General features: G+C 73.4%; 19 protein-coding genes. 14 read left to right on the top strand and 5 right to left on the bottom strand.

All coding sequences use genetic code 11. The features are described 5' to 3' along the window. The first annotated feature begins 89 nt into the window (after nt 1-89). Nucleotides 90-656, top strand: coding sequence for a YSC84-related protein (locus MOJ79_RS07625; protein WP_241923601.1), 567 nt, complete (start codon nt 90-92; stop codon nt 654-656). 13 nt (nt 657-669) lie between these two features. Here the strand turns inward: MOJ79_RS07625 and MOJ79_RS07620 are convergent, their stop codons facing one another. Together MOJ79_RS07620 and MOJ79_RS07615 are read right to left on the bottom strand one after the other, a co-directional pair. Continuing rightward, nucleotides 670-1,866 carry an amino acid aminotransferase gene (locus MOJ79_RS07620; RefSeq protein ID WP_241923600.1) on the bottom strand — a complete coding sequence of 399 codons (1,197 nt, stop codon included), beginning with the start codon at nt 1,864-1,866 and terminating at the stop codon, nt 670-672. A 17-nt stretch (nt 1,867-1,883) separates the two neighbouring features. Beyond that, complete coding sequence (locus MOJ79_RS07615; RefSeq protein WP_241923629.1) at nt 1,884-2,375, bottom strand: glutathione peroxidase; 492 nt, start codon at nt 2,373-2,375, stop codon at nt 1,884-1,886. 134 nt (nt 2,376-2,509) lie between these two features. Between MOJ79_RS07615 and MOJ79_RS07610 the strand changes: the two genes are divergently transcribed. Further along, the gene (locus MOJ79_RS07610; protein WP_241923599.1) at nt 2,510-3,409 is read left to right on the top strand and encodes a response regulator; all 900 of its coding nucleotides are present in this window, start codon (nt 2,510-2,512) and stop codon (nt 3,407-3,409) included. 11 nt (nt 3,410-3,420) lie between these two features. Here MOJ79_RS07610 and MOJ79_RS07605 read toward each other — a convergent pair whose 3' ends face one another. Together MOJ79_RS07605 and lplT are read right to left on the bottom strand one after the other, a co-directional pair. Then, on the bottom strand, nt 3,421-4,305 hold the full coding sequence (locus tag MOJ79_RS07605; RefSeq protein ID WP_241923598.1) for a DMT family transporter: 885 nt from the start codon (nt 4,303-4,305) through the stop codon (nt 3,421-3,423). Between the two features lie 189 nt (nt 4,306-4,494). Further along, nucleotides 4,495-5,760, bottom strand: a complete 1,266-nt coding sequence (gene lplT / locus MOJ79_RS07600) for a lysophospholipid transporter LplT (RefSeq protein ID WP_241923597.1) — start codon at nt 5,758-5,760, stop codon at nt 4,495-4,497. A 140-nt stretch (nt 5,761-5,900) separates the two neighbouring features. Between lplT and alr the strand changes: the two genes are divergently transcribed. The 12 genes from alr to MOJ79_RS07540 all read left to right on the top strand — a co-directional run bounded on the left by alr (nt 5,901) and on the right by MOJ79_RS07540 (nt 14,702). Continuing rightward, a complete protein-coding gene (gene alr, locus MOJ79_RS07595) occupies nt 5,901-6,998 on the top strand; it encodes an alanine racemase (protein ID WP_241923596.1) in 1,098 nt (365 codons plus the stop codon). A gap of 10 nt (nt 6,999-7,008) precedes the next feature. Beyond that, a complete protein-coding gene (arfB, locus tag MOJ79_RS07590; RefSeq protein WP_241923595.1) occupies nt 7,009-7,413 on the top strand; it encodes an alternative ribosome rescue aminoacyl-tRNA hydrolase ArfB in 405 nt (134 codons plus the stop codon). Between the two features lie 140 nt (nt 7,414-7,553). After that, nucleotides 7,554-8,915 carry a DNA repair protein RadA gene (gene radA, locus MOJ79_RS07585; protein WP_241923594.1) on the top strand — a complete coding sequence of 454 codons (1,362 nt, stop codon included), beginning with the start codon at nt 7,554-7,556 and terminating at the stop codon, nt 8,913-8,915. Next, nucleotides 8,915-9,295 (top strand): antibiotic biosynthesis monooxygenase family protein, encoded by a 381-nt coding sequence (locus tag MOJ79_RS07580; protein ID WP_241923593.1) that lies wholly within the window; start codon nt 8,915-8,917, stop codon nt 9,293-9,295. Before radA ends, MOJ79_RS07580 begins: the two co-directional genes overlap by 1 nt. A gap of 20 nt (nt 9,296-9,315) precedes the next feature. Further along, nucleotides 9,316-10,134 (top strand): metallophosphoesterase family protein, encoded by an 819-nt coding sequence (locus MOJ79_RS07575; RefSeq protein ID WP_241923628.1) that lies wholly within the window; start codon nt 9,316-9,318, stop codon nt 10,132-10,134. Further along, nucleotides 10,131-10,571, top strand: a complete 441-nt coding sequence (locus tag MOJ79_RS07570) for a hypothetical protein (protein WP_241923592.1) — start codon at nt 10,131-10,133, stop codon at nt 10,569-10,571. Before MOJ79_RS07575 ends, MOJ79_RS07570 begins: the two co-directional genes overlap by 4 nt. An 85-nt stretch (nt 10,572-10,656) precedes the next feature. Continuing rightward, the gene (locus tag MOJ79_RS07565; protein WP_241923591.1) at nt 10,657-11,580 is read left to right on the top strand and encodes a branched-chain amino acid transaminase; all 924 of its coding nucleotides are present in this window, start codon (nt 10,657-10,659) and stop codon (nt 11,578-11,580) included. Between the two features lie 10 nt (nt 11,581-11,590). Continuing rightward, nucleotides 11,591-11,797 (top strand): zinc-finger domain-containing protein, encoded by a 207-nt coding sequence (locus tag MOJ79_RS07560; protein WP_119289317.1) that lies wholly within the window; start codon nt 11,591-11,593, stop codon nt 11,795-11,797. A gap of 28 nt (nt 11,798-11,825) precedes the next feature. Beyond that, nucleotides 11,826-12,710, top strand: coding sequence for a formyltetrahydrofolate deformylase (gene purU, locus MOJ79_RS07555; RefSeq protein WP_241923590.1), 885 nt, complete (start codon nt 11,826-11,828; stop codon nt 12,708-12,710). Between the two features lie 13 nt (nt 12,711-12,723). Then, a complete protein-coding gene (locus tag MOJ79_RS07550; protein WP_241923589.1) occupies nt 12,724-13,173 on the top strand; it encodes a YybH family protein in 450 nt (149 codons plus the stop codon). Nucleotides 13,174-13,181: 8 nt separating this feature from the next. Then, the gene (locus MOJ79_RS07545) at nt 13,182-14,147 is read left to right on the top strand and encodes a YheT family hydrolase (RefSeq protein WP_241923588.1); all 966 of its coding nucleotides are present in this window, start codon (nt 13,182-13,184) and stop codon (nt 14,145-14,147) included. Between the two features lie 15 nt (nt 14,148-14,162). Further along, nucleotides 14,163-14,702, top strand: a complete 540-nt coding sequence (locus MOJ79_RS07540; RefSeq protein WP_241923587.1) for a DUF2946 family protein — start codon at nt 14,163-14,165, stop codon at nt 14,700-14,702. Between the two features lie 57 nt (nt 14,703-14,759). On the opposite strand, the gene MOJ79_RS07535 is transcribed toward MOJ79_RS07540, so the two are convergent. Continuing rightward, nucleotides 14,760-15,635 carry a c-type cytochrome gene (locus tag MOJ79_RS07535; RefSeq protein WP_241923586.1) on the bottom strand — a complete coding sequence of 292 codons (876 nt, stop codon included), beginning with the start codon at nt 15,633-15,635 and terminating at the stop codon, nt 14,760-14,762. Nucleotides 15,636-15,648 lie beyond the last annotated feature (13 nt).

Genomic DNA, 15,648 nt, shown 5'->3' with positions numbered 1-15,648 from the left:
GCGCGACCCGACGCTGCGCTACGATGGGTGCGTCGCCAGCGCGTCGAGCCGCGGTGCGCACGATGCCCCGCCCTTGCCAGGAGACCGCCATGTCCAAGCGCCTGTTCCTGCTGCTGTCGCTCGTGCTGTGGCTGCCCGCCGCGCCAGCGTGGGCCGACGAGTACGCCGACACGATCAAGATCTTCCGCAACGCCGGCCAGAGCGCGGAGTTCTTCAAGACGGCGTATGGCTACGCCGTGTTCCCGACGATCGCCAAGGGCGGCGTCGGCGTCGGTGCGGCCTACGGCACCGGGCGCGTCTACGAGCGCGGCCGCCACGTCAGCAACACGTCGATGACGCAGGTCTCGCTCGGCCTGCAGCTCGGCGGCCAGGCCTACCGGCAGATCATCTTCTTCGAGGACGAGGAGGCGTTCCGCCGCTTCACGAGCGGCAACTTCGAATTCGGCGCCGAGGCGTCGGCGGTGGCGATCACGCTCGGCGCCAGCGCGAAGGCCACCAGCACCGGGACCTCGGCCGGTGCGAGCGCGGGCCAGCGCGACGCGACGACGGCCGGCAAGTACCACCGCGGCATGGCGGTCTTCACCGTCGCGAAGGGCGGCCTGATGTACGAGGCCGTCGTCGCCGGCCAGAAGTTCAGCTACGAAAAGCTCAAGTGAGCGGCGGCACCGCTCATCCGGCGAGCACCGTCGCCATCGCCTGCGCCGTGCGCTCGACGTTGCCCTCGTTGAGCCCGGCCACGCACAGGCGCCCCGAGCGCACGAGGTAGACCGCGAACTCGTCGCGCAGGCGGTCGACCTGCGCGGCGCTCAGCCCGGTGTAGCTGAACATGCCGCGCTGCGTCAGGAAGTAGCCGAAGTCGCGCCCCGGCACCTTGGCGCTGACGACGCCGTGCAGCGCGCGGCGCATCGCGGCGATGCGCTCGCGCATCGCGCCGAGCTCGCGCGTCCACAGTGCGCGCAGCTCGGCGTTCGTCAGCACCTCGGCGACGATCTGTCCGCCGTGGATCGGCGGGCTCGAGTAGTTGCGCCGCACGGTGAACTTCAGCTGCCCGAGCACGCGCTCGGCCTGCGTCGCGTCGGGGCACACGACGCTGAGCGCGCCGACGCGCTCGCCGTACACGCTCATGCTCTTCGAGAACGAGTTCGCGACGAAGAAGCTCAGCCCCGCGGCAGCCAGCGCGCGCACCGCGTAGGCGTCGTCGTCGATGCCGTCGCCGAAGCCCTGGTACGCGAGGTCGAGGTACGCGATCAGCCGCCGCTCGGCCAGCAGCGGGATCAGCGCGTCCCACTGCGCGCGCGTGAGGTCGACGCCGGTCGGGTTGTGGCAGCACGCGTGCAGCAGCACGACGCTGCAAGGCGGCAGCGTGCGCAGGGTGTCGCACATCGCGTCGAAGCGCACGCCGCCGGTGGCCGCGTCGTAGTACGGGTACGTGTGCACCGCGATGCCGGCGCCCTCGAACATCGAACGGTGGTTGTCCCAGGTCGGGTCGCTGACCCACACGCCGCTGTCGGGGAACCAGCGCCTGAGGAAGTCGGCACCGACCTTCAGCCCGCCGCTCGAGCCCACCGACTGGATCGTCGCGACACGCCCGTCGCGCAGCACGGCGTGGTCGGCGCCGAAGAGCAGCTCCTGCACCGCGCGGCGGAAGTTGGCCGCGCCCTCGATCGGCAGGTACGGCTTGGGGCCGCCGCGCGCGACGACGGCCGCCTCGGCGCGCTTCACCGACTCGAGCACCGGGATGCGCCCGGCCTCGTCGAAGTAGATGCCGATGCTCAGGTTGACCTTGTGCGGCCGCGGATCGGCGTGGAAGGTCTCGACCAGCGCGAGGATGGGGTCGCCGGGGTACGGCTCGACGTGTTCGAACATGGTGCGTGTCTCGGCGTTCAGGCCGCGAGGGCGGCCTCGATGTCCTTGGCGATCGACTCGGGGCTGTCGGTGGGCGCGTAGCGCTTGATCACGCGCCCGTCGCGACCGACGAGGAATTTCGTGAAGTTCCACTTGATCGCCTCGCTGCCGAGCAGCCCGGGCGCCTCGGCCTTCAGCCACTTCCACAGCGGGTGCGCGTTCGCGCCGTTGACGTCGACCTTGGCCATCATCGGGAAGCTGACGCCGTAGTTCTTTTGGCAGAACGCGCCGATCTCGGCGTTGCTGCCCGGGTCCTGGCCGCCGAACTGGTTGCACGGGAAGCCGACGACGACCAGCCCGCGGTCGCGGTAGCGCTGCCACAGCGCCTCCAGACCGGCGAACTGCGGCGTGAAGCCGCACTGGCTCGCGGTGTTGACGATCAGCAGCACCTTGCCGCGCTGGCTCGCGAAGTCGGCGCGCTGGCCGTCGATCGAGACGGCCTCGAAGTCGTAGACGGTGGTCTCGGGCATGGCAGCGAAGGTCACGGCGGCGAAGCGGCGATGGTACCCGCGACACCGGCAGCGGCCGGCACGACCCCTGCAACCCGGCGTTGACACCGCGGCCTCGGCCGCCGACCATCGGCAGCTTGAGCGTTCGGTGTCGCATGGGCGCACGGTACAAGGTCGTTCTCCGCGGGTTCAGTGGCTTCGAGCGCGACGCGCTCGGCGCCTATTTCCGCCTCAGCGCCGAGCGCCGCCCCGCCTACGGGCTGGTCGCGACGCTGGCGCTGGCCGACTTCGCCGTCGCCGACGCCGACCAGCCGGCCATCGTCGACGAGATCACGCAGGCCGGCCGCCTGCACGACACGGTGTTCGTCGGCAGCGCGGCGCCGCGCGGCGCGGGGGCGTGGACGATGCGTCCGATCGATCCGCTACAGGTGCAGCGCGAACTCGACACGCTGGCGGCGCACCGCGCCGACGACGACGAACTGCCCACCGTGCCGTCGGCACTGATGTCGTGGCGGACCACGTCGTCCGACACCGGCGGGGTCGACCGGCCCCAGCGGCGCGCCCACGACTCGCAGCCCGGCGACCTCGACGACGCACCGGCGTTCGAGCCGCCACCGCTCGCGCTGCCGCCGCGGCGGCGTGCCGACGCGCTGCTCGTCGACGACAGCGACGTCGCGCTGCGCCACCTCGAACACCACCTGCACGCGCTCGGGCTGACGACGCAGCGTGCGCGGGGCGCTGCACGTGCGCTGGAATGGCTCGCGCACGACAGCTACGACTTCGTGTTCGTCGACATCGACCTCGACGACGCGGGCGGCCTCGACGCGCTCGCGCTGTGCCGCCACATCAAGCGCGCGCACCGCAGCGCCAGCGGGCGCGCGCCGGTGGTGGTGATGCTGTCGGCGCGCGCGAGCGGCAGCGACCGCGTGCGCGCGACGCTGGCCGGCGCCGACGCCTGCCTGGCCAAACCCCTCGACGCCGCGCTGCTGCACGACACGCTGCAGCGCCACGGTGCGCGCGTCGCGCCGGCCTCGGGCTCGCGCCGTCGCCGCTGAACGGCGGCGGTTCAGCGCGCCGGCGTGCGCGCCAGCGCGGCCATCGCCGCCGCGGCGACGATCAGCGCCCCGCCGGCCAGCGCCTGCAGCGTCGGCGCGCCGGCACCGAGCGCCACCGCCGACACCGACGCGAACACGACTTCCGTCAGCATGATGACGGCCGTCGCATGCGCCGCCAGCCGTGCCGCACCGTACTGCAGCGCGAGATTCGACGCGAGGAACGCCACCCCCATCGCCAACACCCCGAGCGCCCAGCCGGGCGCGGGCGGCGGTGGCGCGCCGACCCGACCCGTCGACGTCAGCACCAGCGCGAGCACGCCGGCCACGAGCACGCCGCCGGTGAACATCGCGGCGGCGCGCGCGGCCTCGCTGCGCTGCGCCTCGCGCCGCAGCATCACGTTGTTCAGCGCGAACGTGACGCCGCCGAGCAGGCCCAGCGCCTCGGCGAGCGTGCGCGGCAGCGGCCAGCCGCCGTCGGCGGGCCACAGCACGACGACCGCACCGGCCAGCGACAGGCCGACGCGCGCGGCCGCGCCGCGGTGCAGCCGCTCGCCCAGCAGCGGGCGCGCCAGCAGCACCGCCCACAGCGGCATCAGGTAGAACAGCAGGACCACGCGCACGACGTCGCCGATCGTCACCGCCCAGTTGAACGCGGCGTTGGTCGTGCCCGACGCGAGCACGAGCACCCACAGCCCGCGGTGACGCAGGACTTCGCGCCACACGCCCGGCCGCGCCACGACGAGCACGACCACCGCGAGCGCATAGATCACGACGGTGGCCCACAGCGGGTGCAGCCCGAGCGCGTCGAGCCGGCGAAACGGCCACCATGACACGCCCCAGACGAAGGCGTTGAACGTCAGCGCGGCGGCGGGCCAGAGGGCGAAACGGGGATCCATGCGGGCCAGGGCAAAGTCCGCCATTGTCGAGGCACGCGGCCTGGCCCCGCCGCAGCGCAACGTCACGGCCGGACCGCGCCCGCACCGGCGCGCACCCACGACCCTTCGAGCAGCCGCTGCGGATGCGGGTCTGCCGGTGCGCCCTCGGCTCCCCCTGGGCGGCAGCCGCCGAAGGCGCTGCGGCGGTGGTCAGTGCTTGTCGCTGCGCGCGATCGCCAGCAGCCGCTCGACTTCGTCGCGGTGCACGCGGCAGTTGCGCCGGTGCCAGCGGCGGATCGCCTCCATCGTGCCGGCGACGACGAGGCCGAAGATCGTGATCGCGCCGAACGCCGACAGGCCCCACTTCGTCATGCCGGTGTAGAACGCCCCGAGCGCGAGGATGCACGCCTGCTCGTTGAAGTTCTGCACCGCGATCGAGCGCCCGGCGCCCATCAGGTTGTGGCCGCGGTGCTGCAGCAGCGCGTTCATCGGCACGACGAGGTAGCCGCCGAGCGCGCCGAGTGCCATCAGGAACGGTGCCGCGATCCACACGTTGCCGATGAAGTTCATCGCGATCACCAGCACGCCCATCGCGATGCCCAGCGGGATCACGCGCGTCGCGTGCTCGAGGCGCATCGTGACCGACGCGACGACGGCGCCCACCGCGGTGCCGATGGCCACCACGCCGACCAGCGACGACGCCTGCGTCGTGCCGTAGCCCAGCGCCGCCGCGGCCCACGCGAGCACGATGTAGCGCAGGTTGCCCGACACGCCCCAGAACAGCGTCGTCGTCGCCAGCGTGATCTGGCCGAGCTTGTCGTTCCACAGCCGCGCGTTGCAGCTCGCGAAGTCGCGCACCAGCGCCAGCGGGTGGTTGCCGAACGGGCGCAGCGGCGTGCCGGTGCGCGGGATGTACAGGTTGAACGCCGCGGCGACCGCGTACAGCAGCACGATCGCCGCGATCGCCGCCTCGGCCGGGCTGCCGACGTGCCACGGCATCGCCGGCACCAGCCACGGCGCGACGTGCGGCCCGACGAGCTGGCCGCCGAGCACGACGCCGAGGATGATCGACGCGATCGTCAGTCCCTCGATCCAGCCGTTGGCCTTGACCAGCTGCGACGGCGGCAGCAGCTCGGTGAGGATGCCGTACTTGGCCGGCGAATACGCCGCCGCGCCGAGCCCGACCACCGCGTAGGCGACGAGCGGGTGCGCGCCGGCCAGCATCATCAGGCAGCCCACCACCTTGATGCTGTTGGAGACGAACATCACCCGCCCCTTGGGCAGCGCGTCGGCGAACGCGCCGACGAAGGGGGCCAGCAGCACGTAGAACAGCGCGAACATCGGCACCAGGGCGGCGCGCTGCCACTCGTCGGCGCCACCGGTGCGCAGCAGTTCGACCGCGGCGACGAACAGTGCGTTGTCGGCCAGCGAGCTGAAGAACTGCGCCGACATGATGGTGTAGAACCCTCGCTTCATGCGCGGCGTCGGCGCGCGCCCGGGTGCAGGGCCCGGCGCGGCGTGGTGTCTCCTCCAGCAGGCGGCGCGTTATAGCACGCGCCCCGTGACGGCCCGCCGCCTGCCGTCGCGCGCCTCGCGACGGCGCACAATCGCGCACGATGCCGCGCCCGATCGAAGCCCTGATCCACCCCGACGCGCTCGCGCACAACCTCGCGCGCGCGCGCGCCCATGCGCCCGACAGCCGCGTGTGGGCCGTCGTCAAGGCCAACGCCTACGGCCACGGCATCGAGCGCGCGTTCGCCGGGCTGCGCGCGGCCGACGGCTTCGCGCTGCTCGACCTCGAGGAGGCGCAGCGGCTGCGCGCGCTCGACTGGCGCGGGCCGATCCTGCTGCTCGAAGGCGTGTTCGAGCCGCGCGACCTCGAGCTGTGCTCGCGGCTGCACCTGTGGCACGTCGTGCACTGCGCCGAGCAGATCGACTGGCTCGCCGCGCACAAGACGCACCAGCCGCACCGCGTGTTCCTGAAGATGAACAGCGGCATGAACCGCCTCGGGTTCACCGCGCCGGCGCTGCGCGCCGCGTGGACGCGGCTCAACGCGCTGCCGCAGGTCGGCGAGGTGTCGCTGATGACGCACTTCTCGGATGCCGACGGCGCGCGCGGCATCGCGCACCAGATGGCGGCTTTCGACGCCGCGACGCGCGACCTGCCCGGCGAGCGGTGCCTCGCCAACAGCGCCGCGGTGCTGCGCCACGCGCGCGAGGCCGGCGTCGCGGCCGACTGGGTGCGCGCCGGCATCCTGTGCTACGGCAGTGCGCCCGACTTCCCGGCGCACGACATCGCGCACTGGGGGCTGCGCCCGACGATGACGCTGCGCACGAAGCTGATCGCGGTGCAGCGGCTGCAGCCCGGCGACACGGTGGGCTACGGCAGCACGTTCACGGCCGACGCGCCGATGACGATCGGCATCGCCGCGTGCGGCTACGCCGACGGCTACCCGCGCCACGCGCCCACCGGCACGCCGGTGCTCGTCGACGGGCGGCGCACGCGCACCGTCGGGCGCGTCTCGATGGACATGCTCGCGGTCGACCTGACGCCGCTGCCCGGTGCCGGCCCCGGCAGCGAGGTCACGCTGTGGGGCGAAGGCCCGGGCGGCGCGCGGCTGGCGATCGACGAGGTCGCGCATGCGGCGGGCACGATCGGCTACGAGCTGATGTGCGCGCTCGCGCCGCGCGTGCCGGTGGCCGTGGCCGCATGAGGGGCGTCGCGTGAGGCCGCCGCGCATCGACGAGCGCGAGGTCGAGTTCACCGCGGTGCGTGCGCAGGGTGCCGGCGGGCAGAACGTCAACAAGGTCTCGAACGCGGCGCACCTGCGCTTCGACATCCGCGCGTCGTCGCTGCCCGACGACATCAAGGCGCGGCTGCTCGCGCTGCCCGACCACCGCATCACCGAAGACGGCATCGTCGTCATCAAGGCGCAGGACCACCGCAGCCTGCCGCGCAACCGCGCCGAGGCGCTCGCACGGCTGCAGGCGATGGTCGACGCCGTCGCGCTGCCACCGGTGCAGCGCAAGGCCACGCAGCCGACCTTTGCGGCCCAGCAGCGGCGGCTGCAGGCCAAGGCGCGGCGCGCGCAGGTCAAGGCGCTGCGCAGCGCGGTCCCGCGGGACTGACGATTCGTTCGTCGACCGCGACGCAGGGCGCCGGCAGCCCCTGCGCGACGGCCACGGGTCGCGGCCACGGCCAGCCGATGCCGGGGTCGCGGGGCCGACCGATTCGCGTCGATGCCGCGCCAGCGGCCACAATGCCGCGCATGGCGCGCGACAAGACGGTCTACACCTGCCGCGAGTGCGGCGGCACGAGCCCGAAGTGGCTCGGCCAGTGCCCGCACTGCAAGGCGTGGAACTCGCTCGACGAGACGGTGGCCGAGCCGGCGCTCGCCGGCCGGCACCGCTTCCAGGCGATCGCGGCGACGCAGCCGGTGGCGACGCTCGCGGAGATCGCCGCCACCGAGGTCGAGCGCATGCCCACCGGGCAGGAGGAACTCGACCGCGTGCTCGGCGGCGGCGTCGTCGCCGGTGGCGTCGTGCTGATCGGCGGCGACCCCGGCATCGGCAAGAGCACGCTGCTGCTGCAGGCGCTCGACGCGATGTCGGCGCGCATCCCGGTGCTGTACGTGACCGGCGAGGAAAGCGGCGCGCAGGTCGCGCTGCGCGCGCGGCGGCTCGGCCTGTCGGGCGCGAAGGTGCGCGTGCTGGCCGAGATCCAGCTCGAGCGCATCGCCGCCGCGATCGAGGCCGAGGCGCCGGCGCTGGTCGTGATCGATTCGATCCAGACGCTCTATTCGGACCAGCTGACGTCGGCGCCGGGCTCGGTCGCGCAGGTGCGCGAGTGCGCGGCGCAACTGACGCGCATCGCGAAGACCCGCGGCTGCGCCGTCGTGCTGGTGGGCCACGTGACGAAGGAAGGCGCGCTCGCCGGGCCGCGCGTGCTCGAGCACATCGTCGACACGGTGCTGTACTTCGAGGGCGACACGCACTCGAGCTTCCGCCTCGTGCGCGCGATCAAGAACCGCTTCGGCGCCGTCAACGAGATCGGCGTGTTCGCGATGACGGAGCGCGGCCTCAAGGGCGTCTCCAACCCGAGCGCGATCTTCCTGTCGACGCACGGCGAGCCGGTGCCCGGCTCGTGCGTGATGGTCACGCTCGAGGGCAGCCGCCCGCTGCTGGTCGAGATCCAGGCACTGGTCGACAGCGGCGGCCCGAGCCCGCGGCGGCTGTCGGTCGGCCTCGACCGCGAGCGGCTGGCGATGCTGCTCGCGGTGCTGCACCGCCACGCCGGCATCGCGTGCACCGACCAGGACGTGTTCGTCAACGCGGTGGGCGGTGTGCGCATCGGCGAGCCGGCCGCCGACCTCGCGGTGCTGCTCGCGATCCACGGCTCGCTGCGCGGCAAGGCGCTGCCGCGCGGCTTCGTCGCGTTCGGCGAGGTGGGGCTGGCCGGCGAGGTGCGCCCGGCGCCGCGCGGCCAGGAGCGGCTGCGCGAGGCGGCCAAGCTCGGCTTCGCGGTCGCGCTGGTGCCCAAGGCCAACGCGCCGAAGAAGCCGATCGAGGGGCTCACGCTGCACCCGGTCGAGCGCATCGAGGACGCGATCGACGTCGTCAGGAGCCTGTGATGGCCAGCCGCTTCGCACCGCGTCCGGCACCGCCGTACTGGGCCGTGATCTTCACGAGCCAGCGCACCGACGCCGACGGCGACGGCTACGCGGCGATGGCCGCACTGATGGCGGCGCTGGCCGAGCGCCAGCCAGGCTACATCGGCGCCGAGAGCACGCGAGACGCCGACGGGCTGGGCATCACGGTGAGCTACTGGCGCAGCGAGGCCGACATCCACGCGTGGCGGCGGCACGTCGAGCACGCCGCGGCGCGCGACGACGGGCGCGCGCGCTGGTACCGCCACTACGAGCTGCGCGTCGCGCGCGTCGAGCGCGCCTACGGCTGGGACGCGGCCGACGGCGCGGCGCCGCCGGCCGGCACCGGCTGGGACCTGGCATGAGCGGCCAGCGCGAGACAGGGATGCGCATCGCCGTCGTCTCCGACATCCACGGCAACCTGCCGGCGCTCGAGGCGGTGATCGCCGCGATCGGCCGCGCCGGCGCCGAGCGCATCGTCAACCTCGGCGACATCGCGAGCGGCCCGCTGTGGCCGCGCGAGACGGTGCAGCGGCTGATGGCGCTCGGCTGGCCGACGATCCGCGGCAACCACGAGCGCCAGGTGCTCACGCTGCCGCGCGCGCGCATGGGGCCGGCCGACGCGTTCGCGGCCGACGCGCTCGGCGCGGCCGAGCGCGCGTGGCTCGCGGCACTGCCGGCCACGCTGGACCTCGGCGGCGGCGTCTGGTGCTGCCACGGCACGCCCGACGACGACCTCGCGTATTTCCTCGAGACCGTGACACCCGACCTCGGCCGCGACGGCTCGCCGGGCATCCGCGCCGCCACCGACGCCGAGGTGCGCCGGCGGCTCGGCGCGCGCCGCGACGCCGTCGTGCTGTGCGGCCACACGCACACGCCGCGCATCGCGCGCGTCGTGCACGACGGGGGCCGCGACGGCGCTGGCGCGACGCTCGTCGTCAACCCGGGCAGCGTCGGCGTGCCGGCGTACGACGACGACCACCCGCACGAGCACCGCGTCGAGACCGGCAGCCCGCACGCGCGCTGGGCGCTGATCGAGCGCGACGCCGGCGGCTGGAGCGCGACGCTGGTGGCCACCGCGTACGACTGGGAAGCCGCCGCGCGCCGGGCCGAGGCCAACGGCCGCGGCGACTGGGCCGACGCGCTGCGCACCGGGCGCGTCGGGCGGCTCGAGCGCGACGTCGTCGGCAGGGGCGCGGCATGAACCCGTGGCTCGGCTGGACGCTGGCGGTGCTGGCGATCGCGATCGGCTACGTGCAGTACGGCGGGCCCGGCGCGCTGCTCGGCATCACGATGGTCGTGTTCTGGCTGCTGCTGCAGTTCAGCCGCGCGATGCGCGTGATGCGCCGCGCCGGCGCGGCGCCGGTCGGCGAGGTCGGCAGCGCGGTGATGCTGCACGCGAAGCTGCACGCCGGCATGCGGCTGCTCGACATCTTGCCGCTGGCCGGCGCGCTCGGGCGCAAGGTCGCCGACGCGCCCGAGACGTTCGAGTGGCGCGACGCTTCGGGCGCGCGCGTGCGCGTCGAGTTCGAGCGCGGGCGCTGCGTGCGCTGGACGCTGAGTCGACCCGACGACGTGCCCGACGACGGCGGCGGGCGCGCTGCGGACGGTGCCCCCGGCGCCACCCCGCCCGGCGCCTGAGCGCCCGCGCCGCGTCGCGCAGGGCCGCGCCCGTAGAATTTGTCTTTCGGCGCCGCGTGCCGCGACGCCCGCGAAAGGAGATCCCATGTCCCTGGCCGACCGCGACGGCAAGATCTGGATGGACGGCGAGCTCGTCGACTGGCGCGACGCCAAGATCCACGTCCTGACTCACACGCTGCACTACGGCTGCGGCGCCTTCGAGGGCGTGCGGGCGTACAACACCGTCCACGGCACGGCGATCTTCCGCCTGCGCGAGCACACCGAGCGCCTGTTCAACAGCGCCAAGATCCTGCGCATGAAGATCCCGTTCAGCATCGAGCAGGTGATGGACGCGCAGCGCGAGGTCGTGCGCGCGAACAAGCTCGACAGCTGCTACATCCGCCCGCTGACCTGGATCGGCTCCGAGAAGCTCGGCGTCAGCCCGAAGGGCAACAAGATCCATCTGATGGTCGCCGCGTGGGCCTGGGGCGCGTACCTCGGCGAGGAAGGCCTCAAGCGCGGCATCCGCGTCAAGACGAGCAGCTACACGCGCCACCACGTCAACATCACGATGACGCAGGCCAAGGCGGTGAGCAACTACACCAACTCGATCCTGGCCAACATGGAAGCCACCGACGAGGGCTACGACGAGGCGCTGCTGCTCGACAGCGCCGGCTTCGTCAGCGAGGGTGCCGGCGAGAACCTGTTCGTGATCCGCAAAGGCGTCGTCTACACGCCCGACCTGTCGGCCGGCGCGCTCAACGGCATCACGCGCGACACCATCTTCGCGATCTGCCACGACCTGGGGCTGAAGATCGTCGAGAAGCGCATCACGCGCGACGAGGTCTACATCGCCGACGAGGCGTTCTTCACCGGCACCGCCGCCGAGGTCACGCCGATCCGCGAGCTCGACCGCGTGACGATCGGCGCCGGCGCGCGCGGGCCGATCACCGAGAAGATCCAGAACGCGTTCTTCGACATCGTCAACGGCCGCAACGCGAAGTACGCCGAGTGGCTGACGCGCGTGTGAGGAGGCGGCGATGAGCGAACCGAAGGCCGTCGTCGAGCTGACCGCCCGCGAGCTGATGGGCCCGGGCGTCACGCACTGCCCCCACCCGAAGATGCCGCTGTGGAACGGCCATCCGAAGGTGTTCATCGACGTCGCGACGACCGGCGAGGGGCGCTGCCCGTACTGCGGCACCGTCTACCGGCTCAAGGCCGGCGAGAAGGTCGCGCAGCACCACTGAGCCGGCCCGCCGGGCCGGCCCCACGACGATGGCGCGCGAGCACGAGTTCATCCTGACGCTGTCGTGCCCCGACACCAAGGGCGTCGTCTACGCCGTCTCGGGGCTGCTGTACCAGGCCGGCTGCAATATCCTCGACTCGCAGCAGTTCGGCGACCTCGAGGGCGACGACGCCACCGGGCTGTTCTTCATGCGCGTGCACTTCGAGGCGCCGCCGCAGCTGGCCGACGTGCCGACGCTCGAGCGCCTGTTCGCGCACGTGCGGCAGCAGTACGCGATGGACGCGCGCTTCCACGCCGTCGCGCGGCGCCCGCGCGTGCTGCTGATGGTCAGCCAGCACGGCCACTGCCTCAACGACCTGCTGTTCCGCTGGAAGAGCGGGCAGCTCGTGGTCGACATCCCGGCGATCGTCAGCAACCACCCGACGTTCGCGGCGCTCGCCGACAGCTACGGCATCCCGTTCCACCACCTGCCGCTGCCCGCCGGCAGCCCGCCCGAGGCCAAGCAGGCGCAGGAAGCGCAGCTGATGGCGCTCGTCGAGGCCGAGCGCATCGACCTCGTCGTGCTCGCGCGCTACATGCAGATCCTCAGCCCCGCGATGTGCGACGCGCTCCGGGGCCGCGCGATCAACATCCACCACAGCTTCCTGCCGAGCTTCAAGGGCGCGAAGCCGTACTACCAGGCGCACGCGCGCGGCGTGAAGCTGATCGGCGCGACGGCGCACTACGTGACCGCCGACCTCGACGAGGGGCCGATCATCGAGCAGGACGTCGCCCGCGTCGACCACTCGCTGTCGGCCGAGGACCTGACGGCCGTCGGCCGCGACGTCGAATGCGTCGTGCTCGCGCGCGCCGTGCGCTGGCACGTCGAGCACCGCGTGCTGCTCAACGGCCACAAGACGGTGGTGTTCCGCTAGCGCAGCCACCGCGATGCCGCGCTCGAAGGCCGAGACCGCCGCGCTGATGGCGTCGCCCGACGACCTCGAGGCGCAGTTCTACGAGGCGATGCGCGAAGGCGACGTCGAGCGCATGATGGCGCTGTGGGCCGACGACGACGAGGTCTACTGCGTGCACCCGGGCGGCCCGCGCGTCGTCGGGCCGCACGCGGTGCGCGCGACCTTCGAGGCGATCTTCGCCAACGGCGCCGTCGCGGTGCACGCCGAGCAGGTGCGGCGCGTGCAGGTGGCCGGCGCCGCGGTGCACGGCGTCGTCGAGCGCGTCGAGGTGCCCGGTGACGAGGGGCCGCAGGTCGCGTGGGTGCTTGCGACCAATGTCTACGTGCGCACCGCGCAAGGCTGGCGCATCGTCGCGCACCACGCGAGCCCGGGCTCGCCGCGCGCGCCGCTCGAGGTGGCCGAGTCGCCGTCGGTGCTGCACTGACGCCGGCGATGCAGTACCGCGCGCCGCTGTGGCTGCCCGGCGGCCACCTGCAGACGATCTGGCCGGCGTTGTTCTCGCGCCGCCACCGCGGGCCGGCGCCAGCGTACCGGCGCGAGCGCTGGACGACGCCCGACGGCGACTTCGTCGACGTCGACTTCGTCGACGCGACCGATGCCGCCGCGCCGCTGCTCGTGCTGTTCCACGGTCTCGAAGGGTCCTCGCGCGGCGCCTACGCGCTCGCGTTTGCCGACTGGGCGCGCGACGCCGGCTGGCATTACGCGGTGCCGCACTTTCGCGGCTGCTCGGGCGAGCTGAACCTCGCGCCGCGCGCGTACCACTCGGGCGACTTCGAGGAGGTCGGCTGGATGCTCGCGCGGCTGCGCGAGCGCCACGGGCGGCCGCTGTACGCAGTGGGCATCTCGCTCGGCGGCAACGCGCTGCTGCGCTGGGCCGAGGAGGCCGGCGAGCGCGCCGCCGCCACCGCGGTGGCGGTGGCGGCGGTGTCGTCGCCGGTCGACCTCACGGCCGGCGCTCTCGCGATCGGGCGCGGCTTCAACCGGCTGGCCTACACGCCGTACTTCCTGCGCACGATGAAGCCGAAGGCGCTCGCGAAGTGGGCGCAGCACCCGGGGCTGTTCGACCGCGAGCGCGTCGCGCGCGCGCGCACGCTGCTCGAATTCGACGACGCGTTCACCGCGCCGGTGCACGGCTTTCGCGACGCGCTCGACTATTGGACCCGCGCGTCGGCCAAGCCGCACCTGCAGCGCATCCGCATCCCGACGCTGGTACTCAACGCGCGCAACGACCCGTTCATCCCCGCGCGCAGCCTGCCCGCAGCGCACGAGGTCGGGCGCTTCGTGACGCTGTGGCAGCCGCCGCACGGCGGCCACGTCGGCTTCGCCAGCGGCCCGCCGCCCGGCCACGTGCTGACCCTGCCCGAAGCCGTGATGGGCTGGCTGCAGGCGCAGCGCTGACCGACACTCACGGGCATGGACGCGATCGTCGAAGCCGCGCTGCGCAAGTGGCCGCACGTGCCGCACGTGCGCGGCTGGCTCGGGCTCGACGCACGCGGGCACTGGTGGCTGCGCGACGAAGCGGCGCAGGCCGCGGGGCCCTGGCCGGCCTCGCGCGGCAGCCGCATCGAACATCCGGCGCTGGTGGCCTTCATCGGCCGCAACTACGCGGCCGACGCGCACGGGGCGTGGTACTTCCAGAACGGACCGCAGCGCGTCTACGTCGAACTCGAGGCCGCTCCGTGGGTGTGGCGCGTGCACGTCGGCGCCGACGGCGGCGTGGCGGTCACCGCGCACACCGGCGCCGCAGCCGCGATGCGCTCGGTGTGGCTCGACGAGCACGGGCGCGTCTTCCTCGACACCGACCTCGGCTTCGGGCTCGTGCATTCGCTCGACACCGATGCCGCCGCGCTCGCGCTCGAGCGCGGCGCGTGGCCCGCGCCGCAGACGCTGCCGTTCGCCGCGATGCCGCAGCGCTTCGGCTACCGGCTGAGCCCGCAGCGCGACGCCGGCTGAAAACGACACGGGCCTGCTCGCGCAGGCCCGTGCAACGGGGGTGCGGCCGCAGCCGCGTTACTTGACGCTGTCGACCATGTATGCGACGACGGCCTTGATGTCGGCGTCCGACGCCGTCATCGCGCCGCCGCGCGGCGGCATCGCGCCCTTGCCCTTGATCGCGCTGGCCGTCAGGCCGTCGACGCCGGCCGCCAGGCGCGGCGCCCATGCGGCCTTGTCGCCGAGCTTGGGCGCACCGGCGACGCCGGCGGCGTGACAGACCTGGCAAGCTTGGGTGTACAGCGCCGGCGTCGCCGTCGCCGCAGCGGCCGCTGCCGGGGCGGGTGCGGGCGCGGCTGCGACCGCCGCCGGCGCGGGCGCCGCAGCAACCGCGGGCGCAGGCGCCGCTGCCGGGGCCGCAGCGGCTTCGCCGCCCGGGGCCTTCGGCTCGGGGAACTTGGCGCCGGCCTGGTTGGCCATGTAGACGACGGCGCGTCCGATCTCGTAGTCGCTGAACTGGCCGCCGCCTTGGGGCGGCATCGCGCCCTTGCCCTTGAGCGCCGAATTGAGCAGCGCGTCGTAACCGGTGGCGATGCGCGGCGCCCACGCGGCCGCGTCGCCCGACTTCGGCGCCCCCGCGACGCCGGCAGCGTGGCAGGCGGTGCAGGCAGCCTGGTAGACCTGCTCGCCGGTGCGCACGACGGCGGCACCCCCGCCCAGACGCAGCTCGACGGTGCCCACCGGCTGCAGCCGGCGCGCGACCGCTTCGGCGCCGAGTGCGTCGGTGCCTGCAGAGGGCTTTTCGTTGCTGGCAACGAAGTTGACCAGCAGGACGATCAGGAAGATCGGCACCACGAAGGCGAGCACGACCGCCCAGACCAGCTGCCGCGGGGTCTTGATCGGGCCTTCGTGGCTTTCGTCGTGGGCGGGGGCGTGGGCGGGATCGCTGCTCATGGGGCCTCGGTGG

The organism is Calidifontimicrobium sp. SYSU G02091 (genome assembly GCF_022631395.1).
Lineage (GTDB): Bacteria > Pseudomonadota > Gammaproteobacteria > Burkholderiales > Burkholderiaceae_C > Calidifontimicrobium > Calidifontimicrobium sediminis.
The sequence above is the reverse complement of the archived record's forward strand: the minus strand, read 5'-3'. Positions and strand labels throughout refer to the sequence as shown.

Excerpts from the sequence above, each read along its gene's own strand:
- lplT (WP_241923597.1), bottom strand. The coding sequence starts at position 5,760 with ATGAAGCGAGGGTTCTACACCATCATGTCGGCGCAGTTCTTCAGCTCG.
- MOJ79_RS07620 (WP_241923600.1), bottom strand. The coding sequence starts at position 1,866 with ATGTTCGAACACGTCGAGCCGTACCCCGGCGACCCCATCCTCGCGCTG.
- radA (WP_241923594.1), top strand. The coding sequence starts at position 7,554 with ATGGCGCGCGACAAGACGGTCTACACCTGCCGCGAGTGCGGCGGCACG.
- MOJ79_RS07605 (WP_241923598.1), bottom strand. The coding sequence starts at position 4,305 with ATGGATCCCCGTTTCGCCCTCTGGCCCGCCGCCGCGCTGACGTTCAAC.
- MOJ79_RS07610 (WP_241923599.1), top strand. The coding sequence starts at position 2,510 with ATGGGCGCACGGTACAAGGTCGTTCTCCGCGGGTTCAGTGGCTTCGAG.
- MOJ79_RS07540 (WP_241923587.1), top strand. The coding sequence starts at position 14,163 with ATGGACGCGATCGTCGAAGCCGCGCTGCGCAAGTGGCCGCACGTGCCG.
- MOJ79_RS07580 (WP_241923593.1), top strand. The coding sequence starts at position 8,915 with ATGGCCAGCCGCTTCGCACCGCGTCCGGCACCGCCGTACTGGGCCGTG.
- MOJ79_RS07570 (WP_241923592.1), top strand. The coding sequence starts at position 10,131 with ATGAACCCGTGGCTCGGCTGGACGCTGGCGGTGCTGGCGATCGCGATC.
- MOJ79_RS07560 (WP_119289317.1), top strand. The coding sequence starts at position 11,591 with ATGAGCGAACCGAAGGCCGTCGTCGAGCTGACCGCCCGCGAGCTGATG.
- MOJ79_RS07565 (WP_241923591.1), top strand. The coding sequence starts at position 10,657 with ATGTCCCTGGCCGACCGCGACGGCAAGATCTGGATGGACGGCGAGCTC.
- MOJ79_RS07535 (WP_241923586.1), bottom strand. The coding sequence starts at position 15,635 with ATGAGCAGCGATCCCGCCCACGCCCCCGCCCACGACGAAAGCCACGAA.
- MOJ79_RS07545 (WP_241923588.1), top strand. The coding sequence starts at position 13,182 with ATGCAGTACCGCGCGCCGCTGTGGCTGCCCGGCGGCCACCTGCAGACG.
- MOJ79_RS07575 (WP_241923628.1), top strand. The coding sequence starts at position 9,316 with ATGCGCATCGCCGTCGTCTCCGACATCCACGGCAACCTGCCGGCGCTC.
- purU (WP_241923590.1), top strand. The coding sequence starts at position 11,826 with ATGGCGCGCGAGCACGAGTTCATCCTGACGCTGTCGTGCCCCGACACC.
- MOJ79_RS07615 (WP_241923629.1), bottom strand. The coding sequence starts at position 2,375 with ATGCCCGAGACCACCGTCTACGACTTCGAGGCCGTCTCGATCGACGGC.
- MOJ79_RS07625 (WP_241923601.1), top strand. The coding sequence starts at position 90 with ATGTCCAAGCGCCTGTTCCTGCTGCTGTCGCTCGTGCTGTGGCTGCCC.
- MOJ79_RS07550 (WP_241923589.1), top strand. The coding sequence starts at position 12,724 with ATGCCGCGCTCGAAGGCCGAGACCGCCGCGCTGATGGCGTCGCCCGAC.
- alr (WP_241923596.1), top strand. The coding sequence starts at position 5,901 with ATGCCGCGCCCGATCGAAGCCCTGATCCACCCCGACGCGCTCGCGCAC.